This window comes from Arthrobacter sp. ISL-48, assembly GCF_018613805.1.
Classification (GTDB): domain Bacteria; phylum Actinomycetota; class Actinomycetes; order Actinomycetales; family Micrococcaceae; genus Arthrobacter.
In genome coordinates, this window is the sequence record NZ_JAGGPL010000003.1 from 418891 (window position 1) to 438360 (window position 19470).

16 protein-coding genes and 1 riboswitch are annotated in these 19470 nt (G+C 65.1%); of the genes, 5 read left to right on the top strand and 11 right to left on the bottom strand.

Annotated elements, in window-relative coordinates:
• Positions 1–23: 23 nt before the first annotated feature.
• Positions 24–131: riboswitch (TPP riboswitch) on the top strand.
• Positions 132–149: 18 nt separating this feature from the next.
• Positions 150–1958 (top strand): phosphomethylpyrimidine synthase ThiC, encoded by a 1809-nt coding sequence (gene thiC, locus J7E83_RS05840; RefSeq protein ID WP_396020519.1) that lies wholly within the window; start codon positions 150–152, stop codon positions 1956–1958.
• Between the two features lie 46 nt (positions 1959–2004).
• Here thiC and J7E83_RS05845 read toward each other — a convergent pair whose 3' ends face one another.
• Together J7E83_RS05845 and ffh are read right to left on the bottom strand one after the other, a co-directional pair.
• On the bottom strand, positions 2005–2739 hold the full coding sequence (locus tag J7E83_RS05845; protein ID WP_214959919.1) for an alpha/beta fold hydrolase: 735 nt from the start codon (positions 2737–2739) through the stop codon (positions 2005–2007).
• A gap of 103 nt (positions 2740–2842) precedes the next feature.
• The gene (gene ffh, locus J7E83_RS05850) at positions 2843–4426 is read right to left on the bottom strand and encodes a signal recognition particle protein (RefSeq protein ID WP_214959921.1); all 1584 of its coding nucleotides are present in this window, start codon (positions 4424–4426) and stop codon (positions 2843–2845) included.
• A gap of 151 nt (positions 4427–4577) precedes the next feature.
• On the opposite strand from ffh, the gene J7E83_RS05855 reads away from it, so the two are divergent.
• On the top strand, positions 4578–5981 hold the full coding sequence (locus J7E83_RS05855) for a glucose-6-phosphate dehydrogenase (protein WP_214959924.1): 1404 nt from the start codon (positions 4578–4580) through the stop codon (positions 5979–5981).
• 128 nt (positions 5982–6109) lie between these two features.
• On the opposite strand, the gene J7E83_RS05860 is transcribed toward J7E83_RS05855, so the two are convergent.
• Together J7E83_RS05860 and J7E83_RS05865 are read right to left on the bottom strand one after the other, a co-directional pair.
• Positions 6110–6448, bottom strand: a complete 339-nt coding sequence (locus J7E83_RS05860; protein WP_003806050.1) for a P-II family nitrogen regulator — start codon at positions 6446–6448, stop codon at positions 6110–6112.
• On the bottom strand, positions 6445–7821 hold the full coding sequence (locus J7E83_RS05865; protein ID WP_214959926.1) for an ammonium transporter: 1377 nt from the start codon (positions 7819–7821) through the stop codon (positions 6445–6447). The genes J7E83_RS05860 and J7E83_RS05865 overlap by 4 nt, the downstream gene beginning before the upstream one ends.
• A gap of 225 nt (positions 7822–8046) precedes the next feature.
• Between J7E83_RS05865 and J7E83_RS05870 the strand changes: the two genes are divergently transcribed.
• Complete coding sequence (locus tag J7E83_RS05870; RefSeq protein ID WP_251043462.1) at positions 8047–9285, top strand: MFS transporter; 1239 nt, start codon at positions 8047–8049, stop codon at positions 9283–9285.
• A 3-nt stretch (positions 9286–9288) separates the two neighbouring features.
• Here the strand turns inward: J7E83_RS05870 and ftsY are convergent, their stop codons facing one another.
• The 7 genes from ftsY to coaD all read right to left on the bottom strand — a co-directional run bounded on the left by ftsY (position 9289) and on the right by coaD (position 17411).
• Positions 9289–10494 (bottom strand): signal recognition particle-docking protein FtsY, encoded by a 1206-nt coding sequence (gene ftsY / locus J7E83_RS05875; protein WP_214959928.1) that lies wholly within the window; start codon positions 10492–10494, stop codon positions 9289–9291.
• A gap of 60 nt (positions 10495–10554) precedes the next feature.
• Positions 10555–14154, bottom strand: a complete 3600-nt coding sequence (smc, locus tag J7E83_RS05880; RefSeq protein WP_214959931.1) for a chromosome segregation protein SMC — start codon at positions 14152–14154, stop codon at positions 10555–10557.
• A 163-nt stretch (positions 14155–14317) separates the two neighbouring features.
• Entirely contained in the window at positions 14318–15265 is a 948-nt protein-coding gene (gene mutM / locus J7E83_RS05885) for a bifunctional DNA-formamidopyrimidine glycosylase/DNA-(apurinic or apyrimidinic site) lyase (protein WP_214959933.1), read from the bottom strand.
• A 6-nt stretch (positions 15266–15271) separates the two neighbouring features.
• Positions 15272–16000 carry a ribonuclease III gene (gene rnc / locus J7E83_RS05890; protein ID WP_214960983.1) on the bottom strand — a complete coding sequence of 243 codons (729 nt, stop codon included), beginning with the start codon at positions 15998–16000 and terminating at the stop codon, positions 15272–15274.
• Between the two features lie 21 nt (positions 16001–16021).
• The gene (gene rpmF, locus J7E83_RS05895; RefSeq protein ID WP_009356569.1) at positions 16022–16225 is read right to left on the bottom strand and encodes a 50S ribosomal protein L32; all 204 of its coding nucleotides are present in this window, start codon (positions 16223–16225) and stop codon (positions 16022–16024) included.
• A 36-nt stretch (positions 16226–16261) separates the two neighbouring features.
• Positions 16262–16786: a DUF177 domain-containing protein gene (locus J7E83_RS05900; RefSeq protein WP_214959934.1), complete on the bottom strand. Its 525-nt coding sequence runs from the start codon at positions 16784–16786 to the stop codon at positions 16262–16264.
• A 136-nt stretch (positions 16787–16922) separates the two neighbouring features.
• Positions 16923–17411 carry a pantetheine-phosphate adenylyltransferase gene (gene coaD / locus J7E83_RS05905; RefSeq protein ID WP_214959936.1) on the bottom strand — a complete coding sequence of 163 codons (489 nt, stop codon included), beginning with the start codon at positions 17409–17411 and terminating at the stop codon, positions 16923–16925.
• 43 nt (positions 17412–17454) lie between these two features.
• On the opposite strand from coaD, the gene J7E83_RS05910 reads away from it, so the two are divergent.
• Positions 17455–18684 (top strand): aminotransferase class I/II-fold pyridoxal phosphate-dependent enzyme, encoded by a 1230-nt coding sequence (locus J7E83_RS05910; protein WP_251043463.1) that lies wholly within the window; start codon positions 17455–17457, stop codon positions 18682–18684.
• Complete coding sequence (locus J7E83_RS05915; protein ID WP_214959940.1) at positions 18684–19469, top strand: spermidine synthase; 786 nt, start codon at positions 18684–18686, stop codon at positions 19467–19469. Before J7E83_RS05910 ends, J7E83_RS05915 begins: the two co-directional genes overlap by 1 nt.
• Position 19470: the final 1 nt, after the last annotated feature.

The following is a 19470-nucleotide window of genomic DNA, read 5'->3' on the forward strand; positions in this document are numbered from 1 at the left end:
GAGCCTGGGCCGTGGTAGCTTCGTCTTGACCACACGGGTGCCCCTGCAGGGGCTGAGATCAGGCTGACGCAGCCTGCGACCGTTGAACCTGTCCGGGTAATGCCGGCGAAGGAAGTGAGTATTCCGTGAATACGCAAGAAACACAGCTGATCCATGACCAAAATGAAGCTGGCAACAGTGAAACTGGCCCCGCTGAATCCGGCCCGGCCGAGACGCAGTCGCTGAAGTCCCACTCACTGGCCTTCATCAGCGATGATGCCGCGGGAATCAGGGTCCCGGTAACGGAAATCGCCCTGGAGCCCTCGCCCAACGGACTGGCGAACGACCCTTTCCAGGTGTACCGGACAGCCGGCCCCGGTAGCGATCCCGTGATTGGCCTCCGGCCATTCCGGTCTGAATGGATTGAAGCCCGCCGCGACACTGAGCCCTACAGTGGCCGGGAGCGCAGCCTGCTCGACGACGGCCGGTCCGCCGTGCGCCGGGGCGCCGCGTCCGCGGAGTGGAAGGGGGCGCAACCGGTGCCCCGCCGCGCCGCCGAAGGCAAGACTGTAACCCAGATGCACTATGCCAAACAGGGCACCGTCACGCCGGAGATGCGGTTCGTTGCCCTCCGTGAGAATTGCGACGTGGAGCTTGTCCGCAGCGAAGTGGCCGCGGGCCGCGCCATCATCCCCAACAACATCAATCACCCCGAGTCCGAGCCGATGATCATCGGCAAGGCATTCCTGGTGAAGATCAACGCGAACATCGGCAACTCCGCCGTCACCAGTTCCATAGCGGAGGAGGTGGACAAGCTGCAGTGGGCCACCCAGTGGGGCGCCGACACGGTGATGGACCTATCCACCGGCGACGACATCCACACCACCCGGGAATGGATCATCCGCAATGCCCCCGTGCCGATCGGCACGGTGCCCATCTACCAGGCACTGGAGAAGGTCAACGGTGAAGCCAACGCGCTCACCTGGGAGATCTTCCGCGATACGGTCATTGAGCAGTGCGAGCAGGGTGTGGACTATATGACCATCCACGCCGGGGTGCTGCTGCGGTACGTTCCCCTGACAGCCAACCGCGTCACGGGGATTGTGTCCCGCGGCGGTGCCATCATGGCCGGCTGGTGCCTCGCGCACCATCAGGAGAACTTCCTCTACACCCACTTTGACGAGCTCTGCGAGATCTTCGCGAAGTACGACGTCGCGTTCTCGCTGGGCGACGGCCTGCGGCCGGGTGCGACGGCGGACGCCAACGACGCCGCGCAGTTCGCCGAACTGGACACCTTGGCCGAGCTCACCCAGCGCGCCTGGGAGTACGACGTGCAGGTCATGGTGGAAGGGCCCGGTCACGTACCGTTCCACCTGGTCCGCGAAAATGTGGAACGGCAGCAGGAACTCTGCAAGGGGGCGCCGTTCTACACCCTGGGCCCATTGGTGACCGATGTGGCACCGGGCTATGACCACATCACCTCAGCCATCGGCGCCACGGAGATCGCCCGCTACGGCACCGCCATGCTGTGCTATGTGACGCCGAAGGAGCACCTGGGCCTGCCCAACAAGGACGACGTCAAGACCGGCGTGATCACGTACAAGATCGCCGCACATGCCGCCGACCTTGCCAAGGGCCACCCCGGCGCGCATGAGCGGGACGATGCCCTGTCCAAGGCCCGGTTCGAGTTCCGCTGGCGCGACCAGTTCGCGCTGTCCCTGGACCCCGTCACCGCCGAAGCCTTCCACGACGAGACGCTGCCGGCGGAACCCGCCAAGACGGCACACTTCTGCTCCATGTGCGGGCCCAAGTTCTGCTCCATGAGGATCAGCCAGGACATCCGGGACGAATACGGGTCAGCAGAGTCCCAGGCAGCGCTAGCTGAGATGGCCGCAGGCATGCGGGAAAAGAGCCAGGAGTTCCTGGCGGCAGGCGGCAAGGTGTACTTGCCCGAGCTGGAACTGCCCGCGCCGCGCTAGCCTGACCAGGCTGGCCAGGCCCGGGCGGTCAGGGACTGCAAGCGCGTCAGGATGCCCGGGATGCCTGGCCGCGGCTGACCTCGCCGATGAAGGAACGGATCGCGCGGTCACCCTCGGCCGAGTCCTGGGGCCGGTGCCCTCCCGCAGCGATGCGGTGGAGGGCGCCGGTTTCACGCAGGTAGCCGGCAATTTCCTCGTAGAGGGGTTCCCATCCTCCGGTCAGGACAAGGGTGGGCACGCCCGGGACGATATGCAGCGGAGCTTCCCAGGGCGGGGACTGCAGCCGTAGCCGGCGCGCTGACCGTTTTTCCTCGGGCGTGGACGGCTGGTGCGGTCCGGCCGAGAACACGCGACGGACAAATTCCCGTTGGAAGTCCTCATCGCCCAGCTGGTGGCGGACGTCAAAGAGCGGCTGCATCAGCGTGCGGTGCGCCGCTGTGGCAGGCAGCTCAGCCGTCAGCGACAGGCATGCTGGTTCCACCAGCGTCAGGGAAAACACCAGGTCCGGACGTTCAACTGCGGCCATCATGGCAGAGATGGCGCCCTGGGAATGTGCCACGACGTGACCGCCTGCAGCGCCCCGGCCGTCGTCCGCCAACGACCGCAGGACGATGGCGGCATCTTCGGCGAAGGACGATTCGACCGGTTCAGCCACGGGATCGAAGCCGTGCCGCCGCAGGAAAAGCGCGTCATAGGCCAGGGCCATCCCATGCTGGCGGGGCCAAGCCGCCGCGCCAAAGCTTCCGGCGCCGTGGACGAACACTACCCTCTGCTTGAACATGACCCAACCCTATTCCACGGCTCCGACATCCCAACTGGATAGCAGTAAACGTCGTTCTGAGCCCCCGGAACAACGTTTTCTGCCAGCCAGCCGGGGGGTGTGACTATTTGCCGAGGAACTTGTCGAAGCCCTTGGGCAGGTTGAGCTGCGAGGGATCAAAGTCATCGGACTGCTGACCGAACGCCGCACCGGTGGGAAGCGCCTTCGCGGCGCCCGCGCGCCTGGCCTCGGCCTCCCGAAGTTCCTGGGCGGCCTTGGCTGGGTTGCCCGAGCGGGCCTTCTTCTTGGGTGCATTCTTGGCACCCTTTCGGGCGCCGCCGCCTTGGCCGCCCATTCCAGGCATCCCAGGCATCCCGGGCATGCCGCCGCCCTGGGCCATTTTCTTCATCATTTTTTGGGCCTGGGCGAAGCGTTCGAGCAGGCCGTTGACCTCGGAAACGTGGACGCCTGATCCGCGGGCAATACGTGCCCGGCGGGAGCCGTTGATGATCTTGGGGGCAACGCGCTCGTGCGGCGTCATGGACCGGACGATGGCCTCGACGCGGTCGATCTCGCGTTCGTCGAATTGCTCGAGCTGCTGGCGGATGTTCTGCGCGCCCGGCATCATCATCAGCATCTTTTTCATGGAGCCCATGTTGCGGATCTGCTGCATCTGGGCCAGGAAGTCGTCCAGGGTGAAGTCTTCCTGGTCGGCGAACTTCTTCGCCATCCGGGCTGCTTCGTCCTTGTCCCAAGACTTTTCGGCCTGCTCGATGAGCGTCAGGACGTCGCCCATGTCCAGGATGCGCGAGGCCATCCGGTCCGGGTGGAAGAGTTCGAAGTCGTCCACGCCTTCGCCGGTGGACGCAAACATCACAGGCTTGCCGGTTACGGACGCAACCGAGAGCGCGGCACCGCCGCGGGCGTCGCCGTCGAGCTTTGACAGCACGATGCCGGTGAAGTTGACGCCCTCATCGAAGGCCAGCGCCGTGTTCACGGCGTCCTGGCCGATCATGGAATCGATCACGAACAGCACTTCGTTGGGCACGATGGCCCGGCGGATCTGCCGCGCCTGCTCCATCATGTCCGCGTCTACGCCGAGGCGGCCGGCCGTGTCCACGATGACGACGTCGTGCAGCTTCTGGCGCGCTTCTTCAACACCTGCCCGCGCGACGGCGACAGGATCGCCGGCGGGATGATCGAGTTCGGAGGTAGCACCCGGGTGCGGGGCGAAGACGGGCACGCCGGCGCGTTTGCCCACTACCTGCAGCTGGGTGACAGCGTTGGGGCGCTGCAGGTCGCAGGCCACGAGGATGGGGCTGTGGCCCTGGGCCTTGAGCCATTTGGACAGCTTGCCGGCCAGCGTGGTCTTGCCTGCGCCCTGGAGGCCGGCGAGCATGATGACGGTGGGGCCAGTCTTGGCGAGCCGGATGCGCCGGGTCTCACCGCCGAGGATCTCGACAAGTTCCTCGTTGACGATCTTGACGATCTGCTGGCTCGGGTTCAGGGCCCCCGAAACCTCGGCGCCCAGGGCACGCTCACGTACGCGGCCCGTGAATTCACGAACCACCGATACGGCAACGTCGGCATCCAGGAGGGCGCGACGGATCTCCCGGACTGTGGCATCGACATCGGCCTCGGTGAGGCGGCCCTTGCCACGGAGATTCTTGAAGGTTGCTGTCAACCGGTCAGAGAGTGAATTGAACACGCGCCGTGCACTTCTTTCAGTGGATCTACGGATGGCGGCCCTTCGGCACACCAGCGTCTCGGCTGTTGCTTAGAAACTTCCAACTGCCTTGACAACGGGACTCGACTATCTAGGGTACCAAGACGGGCCTCCAAGATGGCATGCTGGCACAGTGACGAGTCAAACCACTGTTAAGACATTGCTGATTCTTGGCGCCTCAGGCGACCTCACGGGGCGGCTTCTGCTTCCCGGACTTGCCAGGCTGGTGGCCACCGGCAGGGCCAAGGGGCTCAAGCTTGTAGGTGCCGGGTCCGATCCATGGTCGCCGGACGAGTGGCGGGACCGGGTCCACTCCACCTTCGCCGAGGCGGGAAAGCATGACGCCGCGGGGGCGAAGGCGCTGGCCGCCGTCGAGAGGGACACCGCGTACCACCAGCTGGACGTCACAGCGGACGGACCACTCGCATCCCTGCTGGCGGAGCTTGAGGGTCCTGTGGCGGTCTACTTCGCCTTGCCGCCGCATATCAGCCAGAAGGCTTGCGAGGTGCTCCACCCGGGACAGGTTCCGGAGGGTACGCGGCTGGTCATGGAGAAGCCTTTCGGCTCCAGTGAGGAGTCAGCGCGGGAACTCAACCGGACGCTCCTGACCCTCGTCCCGGAAGACCACATTCACCGCGTGGACCATTTCCTTGGAAAGGCCACCGTCCTGAACATCCTCGGCCTCAGGTTCGCCAACAACTTCCTGGAGCCGGTCTGGAACCGCGAACATATCGCCAAGGTGGAGATCATCTTCGACGAAGATCTGGCCCTGGAAGGCCGTGCCCGTTACTACGACGGCGCCGGTGCCTTGCGGGACATGATCCAGAGCCACCTGCTGCAGGTCATGGCCCTGATGGCCATTGAACCGCCGGCGACGTTGGGCGAGCGGGACCTCCGCGATGCCGTCGCAGCCGTCCTCCGGGCCAGCAGCATCAAGGCACCCTACAAAACAAGCACGCGGCGCGCGCGCTACACGGCCGGAAGCATAGACGGCAGGCAGGTCATCGACTATGTCAAGGAGGAGGGTGTGGACTCGGGCAGGAACACGGAAACGCTCGCCGAGGTCCAGGTGGACATTGACAACTGGCGGTGGAAGGGCGTGCCCTTCATCCTGCGCTCAGGGAAGGCGCTGGGCGACCAGCGGAAAGAAGCCGTGGTCACTTTCAGGCCCGTACCGCACCTGCCCAAGGGCTTCTCCGGCGTTGACTCCCCCAACCAGCTCCGGATCGGTTTCGGGCCGGACACGCTTGAGCTCGACGTCGATGTCAACGGTCCGGGGGACATCTTCAGCCTGGACCGCGCCACCCTCAACGCGCAGTTGAATGCATCCGACCTGCTGCCGTACGGCGAAGTACTGGAAGGCGTCCTGACCGGCGATCCCTTGCTGTCGGTCCGCGGCGACACCGCGGAGGACTGCTGGCGGATTGTTGAGCCGGTACTCAAGGCCTGGTCCCGCGATACGGTCCCGCTGGAGGAGTACGACGCCGGCTCGTCCGGTCCGGCGCGATGGTCAGGGTCCGTACCCGCGGCGCAGTAGCCCTGGCGAGGTAACCGGCCAAGCCTGAAACCCGCCGCAGCGAACGCAGAAGGGCGGGCAGGGAACCTTTCCAGGTTCCCTGCCCGCCCTTTCCGTCTCTGTGTCCGCTGCTCCAGATCCCGGCGGCTCTAGATGGCGGCTACGCCGCGTTCCCCGGTGCGGACCCTGACAGCTTCGAACACATCAACGGTCCAGACCTTGCCGTCACCCGCGCGTCCGGTGTTGGAGCTGGCGATGATGACGTCCAGGATGTCATCGGCCTGCTCGTCCGTAGCCAGCACCTCGACCCGGATCTTGGGCAGGAGGTCCACGTTGTATTCAGCTCCGCGGTAAACCTCCGTGTACCCGCGCTGCCGGCCGTAGCCACTGGCCGCGCTGACCGTCAGCCCCTGGACGCCGTAGGCTTCCAGGCCTTCCCGGATGGATTCGAGTTTCTCCGGCCTGACGATTGCTGTAATCAGTTTCATGCCCCCACGCTTTCCTTGCCTGTTGCCGACTCGGCCTTCTTCGCTTCGCTCCTGGCACCGGCCTGGTCAGCCGCGGTCACGCCGTCTTCGGTGAAGCCCTTGCCGGTGATCAGTTCGTGCAGCGGCTGGAAGCTTCCGCCGTGGCCGCCCACACCGAATTCGTAGGCCGTCTCGGCGTGCAGGCTCAGGTCAACACCAACCACTTCCTGCTCCTGCGAAACGCGGAAGCCCATGGTCTTGTGGATGGGGTAGGCGATGATGAAGGTCATCACGGCCGTGAAGATGATGGACAGGACTGCAGCCAAAGTCTGCGCGACGAGCTGGCTTGTGCCTCCGCCGTAGAACAGGCCGGCCTGGCCCTGGCTGGGGGTTGCCAGGAAGCCGATCGCCACAGTTCCGACGACGCCGGAGACAAGGTGGACGCCGACGACATCGAGCGAGTCGTCGTAGCCGAACTTGAATTTCAGGCCGACGGCGAGGGCGGAGGCCACACCGGCGACGACGCCCAAGGCAATCGCACCCAGCGGGGAGACGTTGGCGCAGGCCGGGGTGATCGCGACGAGGCCGGCGACTACACCGGAGGCGGCACCAAGCGAGGTGGGGTGGCCGTCGCGGAAGCGTTCCACGGCGAGCCAGCCGAGCATGGCGGCGGCCGGGGCGGCCAGGGTGTTGATCCAGATCAGGCCCGCCTGCTCAACCGTGGCTGCGGCTCCGGCGTTGAAGCCGAACCAGCCGAACCACAGGATTGCAGCGCCGAGCATCACGAACGGGATGTTGTGCGGGCGGTGGTTCGGATCCTTGCCGAAGCCCTTGCGGTTGCCGATGATCAGGACCAGGATGAGGCCGGCCACACCGGCATTGATGTGGACCACGGTACCGCCGGCGAAGTCGATGACCGGAGCGAACGTCTGGCCGAACCAGCCGTCCTTCGAGAAGAGTCCCCCACCCCAAACCATGAATGCCAGCGGCGCGTAAACGAGCGTGGCCCAGATGGGTGTGAAGATGACCCAGGCTGAGAACTTTGCGCGGTCGGCGACCGCACCCGAGATCAGCGCCACAGTGATGATGGCGAAGGTGGCGGCGTAGCCTACCTTGAGCAGATCTGCGGGATCCGTGAAGTTGTGCAGACCGAAGTGGCTGAACGGGTTCGCGAAGATCTGGAAAAAGTTGTCTTCGTTGGTCGTGGCCATGGAGGCGCCCCACAGCACCCACGTGATGCCAACAGTTGCGATGGCGATGAAGCTCATCATCATCATGTTCAGGGCCGACTTGGCGCGAGTCATGCCGCCGTAGAAGAATGCCAGGCCCGGGGTCATGAACAGCACGAGTGCTGAAGCGACCAGGAGCCAAACGAGACCTGCGGTGAGTTCCATGGTCTGCGTCCTCTCTTGCTTTAGATGCGGAATTCTCCGCCTGTCCCAACGCCGTTTGCGTTCTGTTTCAAGTTTTGCCTCGCTGTGTTTCGCCGGCGGAGGTTTTACATTGCCGGTTTGTTACAACAACCTCTAGGAAGTAAATGGTGCATATCTGGCTTGTTACGGTTATGTTTCAGCAATTTCGCAAGGACTCCCCCGCCTGAACTGCAAGGACACCGCACCATGACGGCACCACCCCGCGTGAGCCGCGCCACAACACGGATTTTGGCCGTTCTGCGGCCCCAGCGCGCGCCGCTGCCGCGCGACATCAAGGTGATGCTCGCCGCGGCGTTCCTTATTGCGCTCGGATTCGGGCTGGTAGCGCCGGTGTTGCCGCAGTTCGCCACGACGTTTGACGTGGGGGCGACGGCCGCAGCAGTGATCGTGAGCATCTTTGCCCTCATGCGCCTGGTTTTCGCGCCCGCCGGCGGTGCGCTGATCGGACGACTCGGCGAACGGCCGGTGTATGTGGGCGGATTGCTGATCGTGGCGGCCTCAACGGCCGCGTGCGCCTTTGCCCAGGACTACTGGCAACTGCTGGTGTTTCGCGGCCTTGGCGGTGCTGGTTCGGTCATGTTCACAGTGGCCTCCATGGCACTCGTGGTCCGGCTGGCGCCGCCCGAAAGCCGCGGCAGGGTCTCCGGCGCCTACGCATCCGCTTTCCTGATCGGGAACGTGTGCGGGCCCATCGTCGGCGGAATGCTGGCCGGGTTCGGGCTGCGGGTGCCCTTCCTGGCCTATGCAGCCGCCCTGGTGCTGGCGGCCGCGGTCGTCCAGACCCAGCTCAGCCACCGGCCCGCAGCCGACCGGTCCGCCGGAAGCGGTGCGCCGGACATGCCTGTTGCCGAGGCACTTCGCCTGGGCACCTACCGTTCGGTGCTTCTCTCCAGCTTTGCCAACGGCTGGGCCACGTTCGGTGTGCGGATGGCCACGGTTCCGCTGTTCGCGGTATCGGCGCTGGGATCAGGCCCTGAAGCCGCCGGCCTGGCGCTGGCGGTCTTCGCGGCGGGCAACGCCGCGGCCTTGACGTTTTCCGGCCGCCTGACGGACAGCCTGGGCCGCCGCCCGATGATGGTTTCCGGGCTTCTTGTCGCCGGGATTTCCACAGCGGCCATCGGTTCCACCCGTGAGCTGGCCTGGTTCCTGGTGGCCTCAGCCCTGGCCGGCATCGGGTCCGGGCTGCTGGGACCGGCCCAGCAGGCCGCCGTCGCCGACGTCATTGGAAACGAGCGTTCCGGGGGACGGGTGCTCGCCATCTACCAGATGACCTCGGACACGGGCGCGATTGCCGGACCGATCCTGGCGGGCATGTTGGCGGACAGCCTGGGTTACGGATGGGCGTTCGCGGTGACCGGGGGCGTGCTGGTTCTGGCTGCGGCTGCGTGGACTGTCACACCGGAGACCCTGAAGGCCAGACGCTGAAGGTCAGTTGAGAAGCGCGTCAACGAAGCTTTCGGCCTCGAAGGGCGCGAGGTCGTCGGCGCCCTCACCCAGGCCGATCAGCTTGACCGGCACGCCGAGCGACTTCTGAATGGCGACGACGATGCCACCCTTGGCCGTACCGTCCAGTTTGGTCAGGACAATTCCGGTGATGTTGACCACCTCGGAGAAGACGCGTGCCTGGTTCAGGCCGTTCTGGCCGGTGGTGGCGTCCAGCACCAGCAGCACTTCGTCCACCTCGGCCAGTTTTTCGATGACCCGCTTGACCTTGCCTAGCTCGTCCATGAGGCCGACCTTGTTCTGCAGGCGCCCGGCGGTATCGATCATGACCACGTCGACTTCCTGGTCGATGCCTGCCTGGACAGCCTCATAGGCGACAGAAGCGGGATCGGCGCCGTCGACGTCGGACTTCACGGTGGGGACACCGACGCGCTGGCCCCATGTTGCCAACTGCTCGGCCGCCGCGGCCCGGAAGGTGTCCGCGGCGCCCAGGAGGACGTCCTTGTCTTCCGCCACGAGCACACGCGCAAGCTTTCCCACGGTGGTTGTTTTGCCCACGCCGTTGACACCAACCACCATCATGACGGCCGGCTTGTCCGCGTGCCGGTCGATATTGAGACTGCGGTCCATGGTGGGATCGACCAGCTTGATGAGTTCTTCGCGGAGCAGCGCCTTGACCTGCTCCGGGGTCCTGGTGCCGAGCACTTTCACACGCTCCCGCAGGGCATCGACCAGCTGCATGGTGGGCTCGGTTCCGAGGTCGGCCAGCAGGAGGGTCTCCTCGACTTCGTCCCAGACGTCTTCGTCAATCGTGTCGCTTGAGAGCAGGGCCAGGAGGCCTTTGCCGAGGATGTTGTTGGAGCGGACCAGCCGCTCCCGCAGGCGGGTGAGGCGGCCAGCTACAGGAAGAGGAGTCTCAACCCGGATCGTTTCCAGGCCCGCGGCGTCGTCGGGCACCTCAGTGGTTTCCAGGTCCTCGAGGTCGACGCCGGCAGGTGCCTTGCGTTCGGCCGGCGCCCCCAGTGGGTCCTCCAGCAGCGTTCCGGCGCCCTGCGGGCCGGGATCGTTGGCGTCGCGGGTGCCTGGGTAGCGCGTGATGTTCTTCCGCGTCTTCATCAGGACCGGAATCAGTCCGCCAACAACCACCAAGGCAGCAACAATGGACACAATTATGGGGAGGATGTCATTCACTCCCCTAGCTTCTCACAAACGCCGAAGGCGCTTCCCGGGCTGACCGGCGAACGCCAGGTGCTACACGTCTGCGCCCAGGCGCTGGCTGATGACAGTGGACACACCGTCGCCGCGCATGGTGACGCCATAGAGCGCGTCGGCCACTTCCATGGTCCGTTTCTGGTGGGTGATCACGATGAGCTGGCTGGACTCCCTGAGTTCCTCGAAGATGGTAATGAGCCGGCCAAGGTTGGTGTCGTCCAGGGCTGCTTCCACCTCATCCATGACGTAGAACGGTGAGGGCCTGGCCTTGAAAATGGCCACGAGCAGGGCGACGGCGGTCAGGGAGCGTTCCCCGCCGGACAGCAGGGAAAGTCTCTTGATCTTCTTGCCGGCCGGACGTGCCTCCACTTCAATGCCCGTCGTGAGCATGTCCGAAGGGTCAGTCAGGACAAGGCGGCCTTCACCGCCGGGAAAAAGTCGTTCAAAAACCCGGACAAACTGTGCCTGGGTGTCCTCGAAAGCTTCCGCGAAGACCAGCTGGACCCGGTTGTCCACTTCCTTGATGATGTCCAGCAGGTCTTTGCGGCTGGCCTTGAGATCCTCCAGCTGAGTGCTGAGGAACTGGTGCCGCTCCTCGAGCGCTGCGAACTCCTCTAAGGCGAGGGGGTTCACCCGGCCCAGGCTGGACAGGTCCCGCTCGGCCTTCCGAAGCCGTTTCTCCTGCTCCTCGCGGACGAAGGGCTTTCCCTCGACCACCGGAGCGCCGTTGTCATCCACCGGTGTCCTGAGCGCGGCCCACTTGTCTTTGGTTTCCTCGGCCGGTACCGGTACGGGTACGTGGGGGCCGTAGTCCGCCACCAGCATGTCGGGGCTGATCCCGAGTTCGTCGATGGACCGGGTCTCGAGGGCTTCGATGCGTGCCCGCTGCTGGGCCCGGGCCAGTTCGTCGCGGTGGACCGAGTCTGTCAGTTCCGCCAGTTCCCGGGCGAGGGCCTCGTTGGCGGTCCTGGCCTCGAGAAGAGCACGGTCCCGCTGCTCCCTGTTTTGTTCCGCCAGGTCGCGTTCCCGCCGGGCCAGCTCCACGGACAGGTCAACGAACCGGGTGGCCAGCTCCACCGCGGCTGACACGGCGGCAGCACGCCTGGCCTGGATGCGGCGGCGCCGGGCCCGTTCCGCTGCCTCTTCACGGGCGCGGCGTTCAGTGGCCGCTGCACGCTCCAGTGACACGGCGCGGTTGCTCGTGGCTGTCAGCTGCTCCTCGGCGCTGCGCAGCGCCAGCCTGGCTTCCATCTCGGCAGAACGCGCCAGCGAGGCCGCCAGTGCCAGGGCATCACGTTGTTCGGTGGACGGTTCCTCCTCTGCCGGCGCCTCCTGGGCGGCAGCAAGCCGCGCAGTAATGGCCGCGAGCGCCGCGTCCTCGGTCACCACGTTGGCCTCGGCTGTGGCGAGGGATGCGGCAAGCCTGTCGCTCTCGCCCACCGCGCTGCGCAGGACCGAGTTAAGGTGTCCCAGCCGTTCTGCTACGGCGGCGAGGCGGGCATCGGATTCGTGCAGCCTGTCCAGGGCGGCGTCGGCCCTGTCCTGGGCTTCCGCCCGTCTGTTCTCAGCGCCGGCCAAGGCGAACCTGTTCCGCTCCAGCTCCGCGGTGACGGCTGCAAGCCGGGTCTCGGCGTCGTCAACGGCCGCCTGCACCTCGAGGAGCGATGGCGCCTTCGCAGAGCCGCCGGTAACCGTCAGTGCAGTGAAGACGTCACCGGCCCTGGTGACAACAGTCAGTTCAGGCTGCTCTGCGACCACTTGGGCGGCTGCGTGCAGGTCCTCGACGACGGCGACCCCGGCGAGGAGGGCAGCGACGGCACGCAAGGTGGCGTCCGGCCCCGAAACGAGGCCAGCAGCACTGCGGGTGCCCGAGGGCAGCGCGCCTGGAACTAACTCCGTTCCGCTGGCCGGATCCTGGGACGCCGGCCCCGATTCCAGCAGGAGCGAGGCGCGTCCGGCGTCGTCGTCCTTGAGGAGCTGCACCACAGCCCCGGCCGTCGCCGGATCCCGGACCAAAATCGCCTCCGCAGCATCACCGAGGGCGGCGGCAATAGCGGTTTCGAATCCTGCCTCAACACTGAGCTTCGACGCGAGCGTTCCCGCGACGCCTGGCAGTCCTGAGTTGAGGGCGTGTTCGCCGCCGTCTTTGCGGTTCAGCCCGAGCTGGAGTGCATCCCGCCGCGCCACCAGCGTGTCACGTTCGCGCACAGCCTCCCCCATGGCGGAGGTGAAGTCTTTGATCTCCTGGAGTACCGCATCCAGCTGCGCACTGGCCAGTTCATAGTCGGCGTCGAGGGTCTCCTCGCCATCCTCAACGCCCGCTACCTGGCTCTCCAGTGCCGTGAACTCCTCCTGCGCCCGGCGGCGGCGCTCCCCGCCGGCCGCGACTGAATCCCGCAGCCTGCCCAGCTCGGCCTGGGCTGATTCCACCCGTGACCGGGCCGCGGCCACTTGACCGGCAAGCCGGGCCAGTCCCTCCCGCCGGTCGGCGGCGGCGCGCAGGACAGCCGTCAGCCGTTTCTCCTCGGCGAGCGAGGCCCGCTCAGCCTCCGCTTTAGCCTCGGTGGCGGCATCAAGGGCGCTGCGTTTATCCAGGATGTGGCGTTCAAGTTCCGCCAGCTCCTCCCGCACCCGGCCAGCCTGCCGCTCCAGCTGCTCCGGATCCCGGCCGGAATATGGTTCAGCGTCCACGGAGCCAAGCAGCCTGCTGCGCTCCTGGGCGAGCGATCCCAGGGAACGAAGCCGTTCCCGGGCCGTTGACAGGCGGTACCAGGTGTCCCGGGCAGCGTTGAGCCTGGGCGTTGCCTCCGCGGCAAGCTGCTCAAGGGCCGCCTGGCCCCTGCGGCCCGATTCGAGCTCCTGCTCCACAATGGCCCGGCGGGCCTTCAGGACCGCTTCGTCAGCTACGTCCTGCTCAAGGGAAGTCTGAAGCTGGACAAGGTCATCGGCCAGGAGCCGCGCACGGGCATCCCGGACGTCGAACTGGACGCGCTGGGCCCGACGGGCAACTTCGGCCTGCTTGCCCAGCGGCGTCAGTTGCCGACGGATCTCCCCGGTGAGATCACTGAGCCGCTGCAGGTTGGCCTGCATGGCCTCGAGTTTGCGGACCGTCTTTTCCTTGCGGCGGCGATGCTTGAGGATTCCTGCAGCTTCTTCGATGAAGCCGCGGCGGTCCTCCGGGGTGGCATGAAGCACTTTGTCCAGCTGGCCCTGGCCCACAATGACATGCATTTCCCGGCCCAACCCTGAATCGGACAGCAGCTCCTGGATGTCCAGCAGCCGGCAGCCGGCGCCGTTGATGGCATACTCGGAGCCGCCTGTCCGGAAGAGGGTGCGCGAGATGGTGACCTCGCTGTATTCGATGGGCAGCGCACCATCCGTGTTGTCGATTGTCAGGGAGACGTGTGCCCGGCCCAGTGGCGGCCGGCCGGACGTGCCCGCGAAAATGACGTCCTCCATCTTGCCGCCGCGGAGGGTTTTGGCACCCTGCTCCCCCATTACCCAGGCCAGGGCATCCACCACGTTGGATTTCCCGGAACCGTTAGGCCCCACCACGGCTGTAACGCCTGGTTCAAAATCGAAGGTCGTGGCGGACGCAAACGACTTGAACCCCCGGACGGTCAGGCTCTTGAGGTGCAAGGTGTTTCGGATCTCCTGAGTGGCTGAAGCGGCTTCTCTGCTGCCCCAAATCTACTGCCTGCTGGCGGATTTCCGCGGATTTCGGGGACCTCCACCCTACGGAACCGCAGAATCCGCACGCTTTAGTTTCCCGTACGAGCGTCCGCCGTCTACCAGCGCCCGTTTACCATCGTCCTCTTCGCGGCTTTGGCTGGCACACCGGACACGTGTAGGAGGAACGGTTCATGAATTGCTCCCGCCGGATGATTGAGGTAATTCCCTCAGTGGCGCAACGGCCGCAGGGCTGCCCTTCCCGGCCGTAGGCATTGAGCGAACGCTCGAAGTATCCGGAGGCACCATTGACGTTCACGTAGAGGGAATCGAAGCTGGTCCCACCGGCTGCAAGGGCGTCGAGCATGACGTCGCGTGCACAGCCCAGGACTTTTTCGGCCTCCTTCCGGCGCAGGGTGTCGGTGGGCCTGGCATAATGCAGTTTTGCCCGCCACAGGGCCTCGTCGGCGTAGATGTTCCCGATGCCAGACACCAGCCCCTGGTCCAGCAGCGCACGTTTTAGGCCCGTTTTCCGTTTCCGGAGCCTGCGGTAGAACAGCTCAAAGGAAAAGGCCGGGTCCAGCGGATCCCTGGCGATGTGGGAGGCTTCCTCCGCGATCAGCGGAAGGGGGGATTCAGCAAGGCCGCCAGGGGCGCCGTCGTCGGTGGGGACCAGTGATGTGACGAACAGGCCGCCGAAAATGCGTTGGTCCACAAACCGCAGCTGTTCGGGCGTCCCATCCCGGGTGCTCAGGCGCAGCCTGACCCTAAGGTGCTTCTCGTCAGGCACGCTGTCGTCCTGCATGAGTAGCTGGCCGCTCATGCCGAGATGCGCCATGAGCGCGACGGCGGGAGGTCCGGCGAAGTCAGCGCCCTCCTGCAGGGGCATCCACAGGAACTTTCCCCGACGGACCACGTCCATCACCGTGGCGCCCACGAGGTTGCCTGTGAAGTCCTCAGGGCCGAGGGCGTGGCGGCGGATGGAACGCTCGTCCAATACGTCCACCGCAGTGATGGTCCGGCCCCGGGCCCAGTTCACGAGCCCGCGGCGGACGACCTCCACTTCCGGAAGTTCCGGCACAACAGCCTAGATGCCTGGAGCAGAATCGGCGCGGCCGGCAGCCTGCACGGAAGCAACAGCCCCGGAGAGTACCCGCCAGGCGTCGGCCGCGGCTTCCTGTTCCGCTTCCTTTTTAGAGTGTCCGGATCCCTTTCCGTAGGCGGTGCCGCCTATTTCCAGTACAGCCGTGAACGTGCGGGCGTGATCCGGCCCGGACCCCTGCACCGCGTAGTGGATACTGCCGAGCTGCCGGCTCGCCGCCAGCTCCTGGATGCTGGTCTTCCAGTCTGTTCCCGCACCGAGGGCGGCGGCGTCCTGCAGGAGCGGCCCGATCAGGCGCATCACCAGCTGCCGGGCGGTCTCGATGTCGTTGGACACATAGGTGGCACCAATCAGGGCTTCCATGGTGTCCGCCAGGATGGAGGCTTTGTTCTTGCCCTCGGTAAGCTTTTCGCCCTGTCCGAGGTAGATGTAGTCGCCAATGCCGAGGCTGCGGCCGATACCGGCCAAGGCGCGGGTACTGACGACGGCGGACCGGCGTTTCGCAAGGTCGCCTTCGGGCAGGTTGGGGTTGTCACGGTAGAGGGCATCCGTCACGGAGAATCCAAGGATGGAGTCGCCCAGGAATTCCAGCCGCTCGTTCGTGGGGATACCGCCGTTTTCGTAGGCGTAGGAACGGTGCGTGAGCGCAAGACGAAGCGTCCCGGCGTCAATGGAGACACCGAGACGCTTCAGAAGCTCTTCAGTTGAAGACATCATGCCAGCCTGAATGGCCGATTAGACGTCTGCGACCTTGCGGCCCTTGTACTCAAGGAACAGCGCAGTGCCAGCCGAGTCGGTGACGACCTTTGCCTGGTGCGGCAGGCTGTAGGTCACCTGGCCGTTCTCTACGGTCTTCACCAGGTGGGGGGCGGTTGCCTTCCACTGGGAGCGGCGGGCGCGGGTATTCGAGCGAGACATTTTCCGCTTGGGAACAGCCACGGCTAACTCATTTCTCTCTAGACAAACACGTACAAATCAATTTTGCCGGTCAGGCTTAGCCATATCAGCTAGGGCAGCCCAGCGAGGATCCAAGACCTCGTGGTGGTGCCCCGGCTCGTCTTCCAGGCGAGCTCCGCATTCGGAGCAAAGGCCCTGGCAGTCTTCCCGGCACACCGGCTGGAACGGCAGCATGGTAACAACTGCGTCCCGCAACACCGGTTCAAGATCGATTACATCGTGCTCGACTCGACGTTGCTCTTCATCATCTTCTTCATCTGAAAGCAGGACGCCTTCATAGAAGAAAAGTTCTTGCACATTGACCTCGAGGTCATACGCAAGGGGATCCAGGCATCGGCCGCATTCGCCGGATACTTCGGCGACCGCGGTTCCTGATACCAGAATTCCTTCGTGTACGGCCTCAAGCCTCAGGTCCAGCCCGATATCCGAGCCTTCCTGAACGCCAATGAGTGCCACACCAAGATCACCTGGTGCGGGTACATGTTCCTGCAGTGTCCGCATGCTTCCCGGGCTGCGCCCAAGGTCCTTGACGTCGAACGCCAAGGGCGAACTAGCATCTCGTTTAATGAGAACTCCTGTTGAACATATGACCGACGTACCATCTTAGCCTGAAGAACCTTAGGGACTCAAACCAGGCCATGGAAGGCCGCCGAAGTACCGGACTAGCTTACCCTCTTGCCTATTGATCCGCCGCAGACTCGCCAGCAAGGAGCCTCTTTTGGACGGAACGGGGCACATAATCGGAGACGCTGCCGCCAAGGCCCGCCACTTCCTTGATGAGGGTGGAGGACAGGTGCAAGTAATGGGCCTCCGCGGGAAGAAACACTGTTTCCACGCCGCTGAGCTGGCGGTTCATGGTGGCCATGGGAAGTTCGTAGTCAAAGTCGGACGAGGACCTCAGGCCCTTGACGATGGCTGAAACACCCCTTTGGCGGCAATACTCCGCCAGGAGTCCGTCGCCGACCGGCTCCACCACGATCCCTTTCAGCGATGCCAGGGTTTCCCGTGCCATGTCGATCCGGTCCCCCAGGCTGAACCTGTACTTCTTCGCATAGTTGGTGGACACAGCCACGATGACCTCATCGAAGAGGCCGGCGGCCCGGGCAATGACCTCGAGATGGCCGTTGTGGATGGGGTCGAAGGATCCGGGGCAAACAGCGCGTCTCATGCTCCGAACCTATCGCATCGGGACGCCGGGATACCATGACTGGATGCATCCACCAAGGGAACTTTTCAAGGCCACGGCTCCGGCCCCCTGGCAGCGGGCGGCCCTGGGGGCCAACTTGCTGGGCCCCGAGGGCGGACTGGGCATCACCATCTTCGAAGAGATGACAACGCTTGCCCAGCAGACGGGCGCCATCAACCTTGGACAAGGTTTTCCTGACGAAGACGGGCCGGCGGAGATCAAGGCTGCCGCGCAGGCCGCGATAGCGGCCGGTGCCAACCAGTATGCGCCGGGCAAGGGCATTCTTGAACTGCGGGAGGCGGTGTCAGCCCACCAGCAGCGGTTCTACGGGCTCGCCCCGGACCCGCAGACTGAAGTCCTGGTCACCACCGGCGCAACGGAAGGCATCGCGGCTGCACTGCTGGCGTTCGCTGGTCCAGGTGATGACGTGCTGACCTTCGAGCCCTTCTATGACTCCTATGGAGCTGTCATCGGGCTCTCCGGCGCAAACCACATCACGGCGCCGTTGCTGGCCCCGGATTTCTTCCCGGACATGGACGCACTCGAGGCGGCCTTCAGCGGGCGCACACGGATAGTGCTCCTGAACAATCCGCACAATCCCACGGGAGCGGTTTTCCCGCGCGATGTCCTCGAGCGCGTAGTCGAACTCGCCCGGCGCCACGACTGCCTGATCATCACCGATGAAGTGTACGAACACCTTACCTTCGGCGTCAGCCACATCCCCGTAGCAAGCCTGCCCGGGGCTGCGGAGAGGACCATCACCATCTCCTCCGCAGGAAAGACCTTTTCCTTCACAGGCTGGAAGATCGGCTGGCTCTCCGGCCCCCGAGAGCTGGTATCCGCCATCCGCACGGTGAAGCAATTCCTCACCTACAGCTCCGGAACTCCGTTCCAGGCGGCCATCGCGACGGGCCTGGCGCTCCCGGATGAGTTCTACCAGGGCATCTCGGACACCCTCCGGCACAAGCGCGACATCCTCAGCGAAGGGCTACGGGCGGCGGGATTCGATGTCTTCACGCCACAGGGGACCTATTTTGTGAACGTGGATACGGCTCCACTGGGCATCAGCGACTCCGTTGACCTGGCCCGGAGACTACCGGCTCTGGTAGGAGTGGCCGCCATCCCCGTTCCCGTCTTCTGCCATCCGCAGGGCGCCGAAAGGACGCGGAGCCTGCTTCGGTTCGCGTTCTGCAAGAAGGTGGAGGTCCTGGAAGAGGCAGCCGCCCGGCTGGCAAGTCTCAGCGGAAAGCTCTGATGCCTCAGGCCGGCAACACACGCGCCAGGTTCCTCAGGACCACGGGCCAACACGCCTCCATCACGCCGGATGCTTTCACCGAAGGAGCCTTCGTCCTCAGCATCGGTGGCGCTGAACAGTCGCACGTGAACCTCGCGCGCCCCGAGGAGATCTTTTACGAATACCTGCGCAGGATCGGCCACTTGGTGGATCTCGCCGCGCCCGCGGGCAGGCCGGTCAGCGCGCTCCACCTGGGGGCGGGCGCGCTGACGCTGGCCCGCTACATCCAGGCCACCCGGCCCGGCTCCGCCCAGTATGCGGTGGAGCTGGAGCGCGAGCTCCTGGATTTTGTGCTGCAGCAGCTCCCCCTCCCGGAGGGAACAGAGCTGCACACTATCATCGGCGACGCCCGGCATGCCCTGGCCTGGCTGGATCCGGGTCTGCGGTTCGACGTCGTGATCCTGGACATCTTCTCCGGCCCCGACGCTCCGGAACACATCGCCTGCATGGAGTTCTACCAGGAGGCCCGCGCGCGACTGGCCCCTGACGGGCTGTTGATCGTGAACGTCGGCGACGATCCGGGACTCACCCTGGTGCGCAGCCAGGTGGCCGCAATGCGGCGCGCCATGGCCGACGTCGCCGCCTTCGCTGAAGCTGGAATGTTTGCCGGCCGGTACCCCGGCAACATCATCCTCGCCGGGACGCAGACACAGTGGCCCGTTGAATGGACAGCCGAACTGACAGCACGGGGCCCCCACCCGGCGAGGGTCCTGACCGGCGTGGACCTGGACCCACTGGCGGGCTGAG

Coding starts and splice junctions, on each gene's coding strand:
- J7E83_RS05865 (WP_214959926.1), bottom strand. CDS start 7,821: ATGGAACTCACCGCAGGTCTCGTTTGGCTCCTGGTCGCTTCAGCACTC.
- coaD (WP_214959936.1), bottom strand. CDS start 17,411: ATGAGACGCGCTGTTTGCCCCGGATCCTTCGACCCCATCCACAACGGC.
- rnc (WP_214960983.1), bottom strand. CDS start 16,000: ATGTCTTCAACTGAAGAGCTTCTGAAGCGTCTCGGTGTCTCCATTGAC.
- J7E83_RS05845 (WP_214959919.1), bottom strand. CDS start 2,739: ATGTTCAAGCAGAGGGTAGTGTTCGTCCACGGCGCCGGAAGCTTTGGC.
- J7E83_RS05860 (WP_003806050.1), bottom strand. CDS start 6,448: ATGAAACTGATTACAGCAATCGTCAGGCCGGAGAAACTCGAATCCATC.
- J7E83_RS05870 (WP_251043462.1), top strand. CDS start 8,047: ATGACGGCACCACCCCGCGTGAGCCGCGCCACAACACGGATTTTGGCC.
- J7E83_RS05910 (WP_251043463.1), top strand. CDS start 17,455: ATGCATCCACCAAGGGAACTTTTCAAGGCCACGGCTCCGGCCCCCTGG.
- J7E83_RS05915 (WP_214959940.1), top strand. CDS start 18,684: ATGCCTCAGGCCGGCAACACACGCGCCAGGTTCCTCAGGACCACGGGC.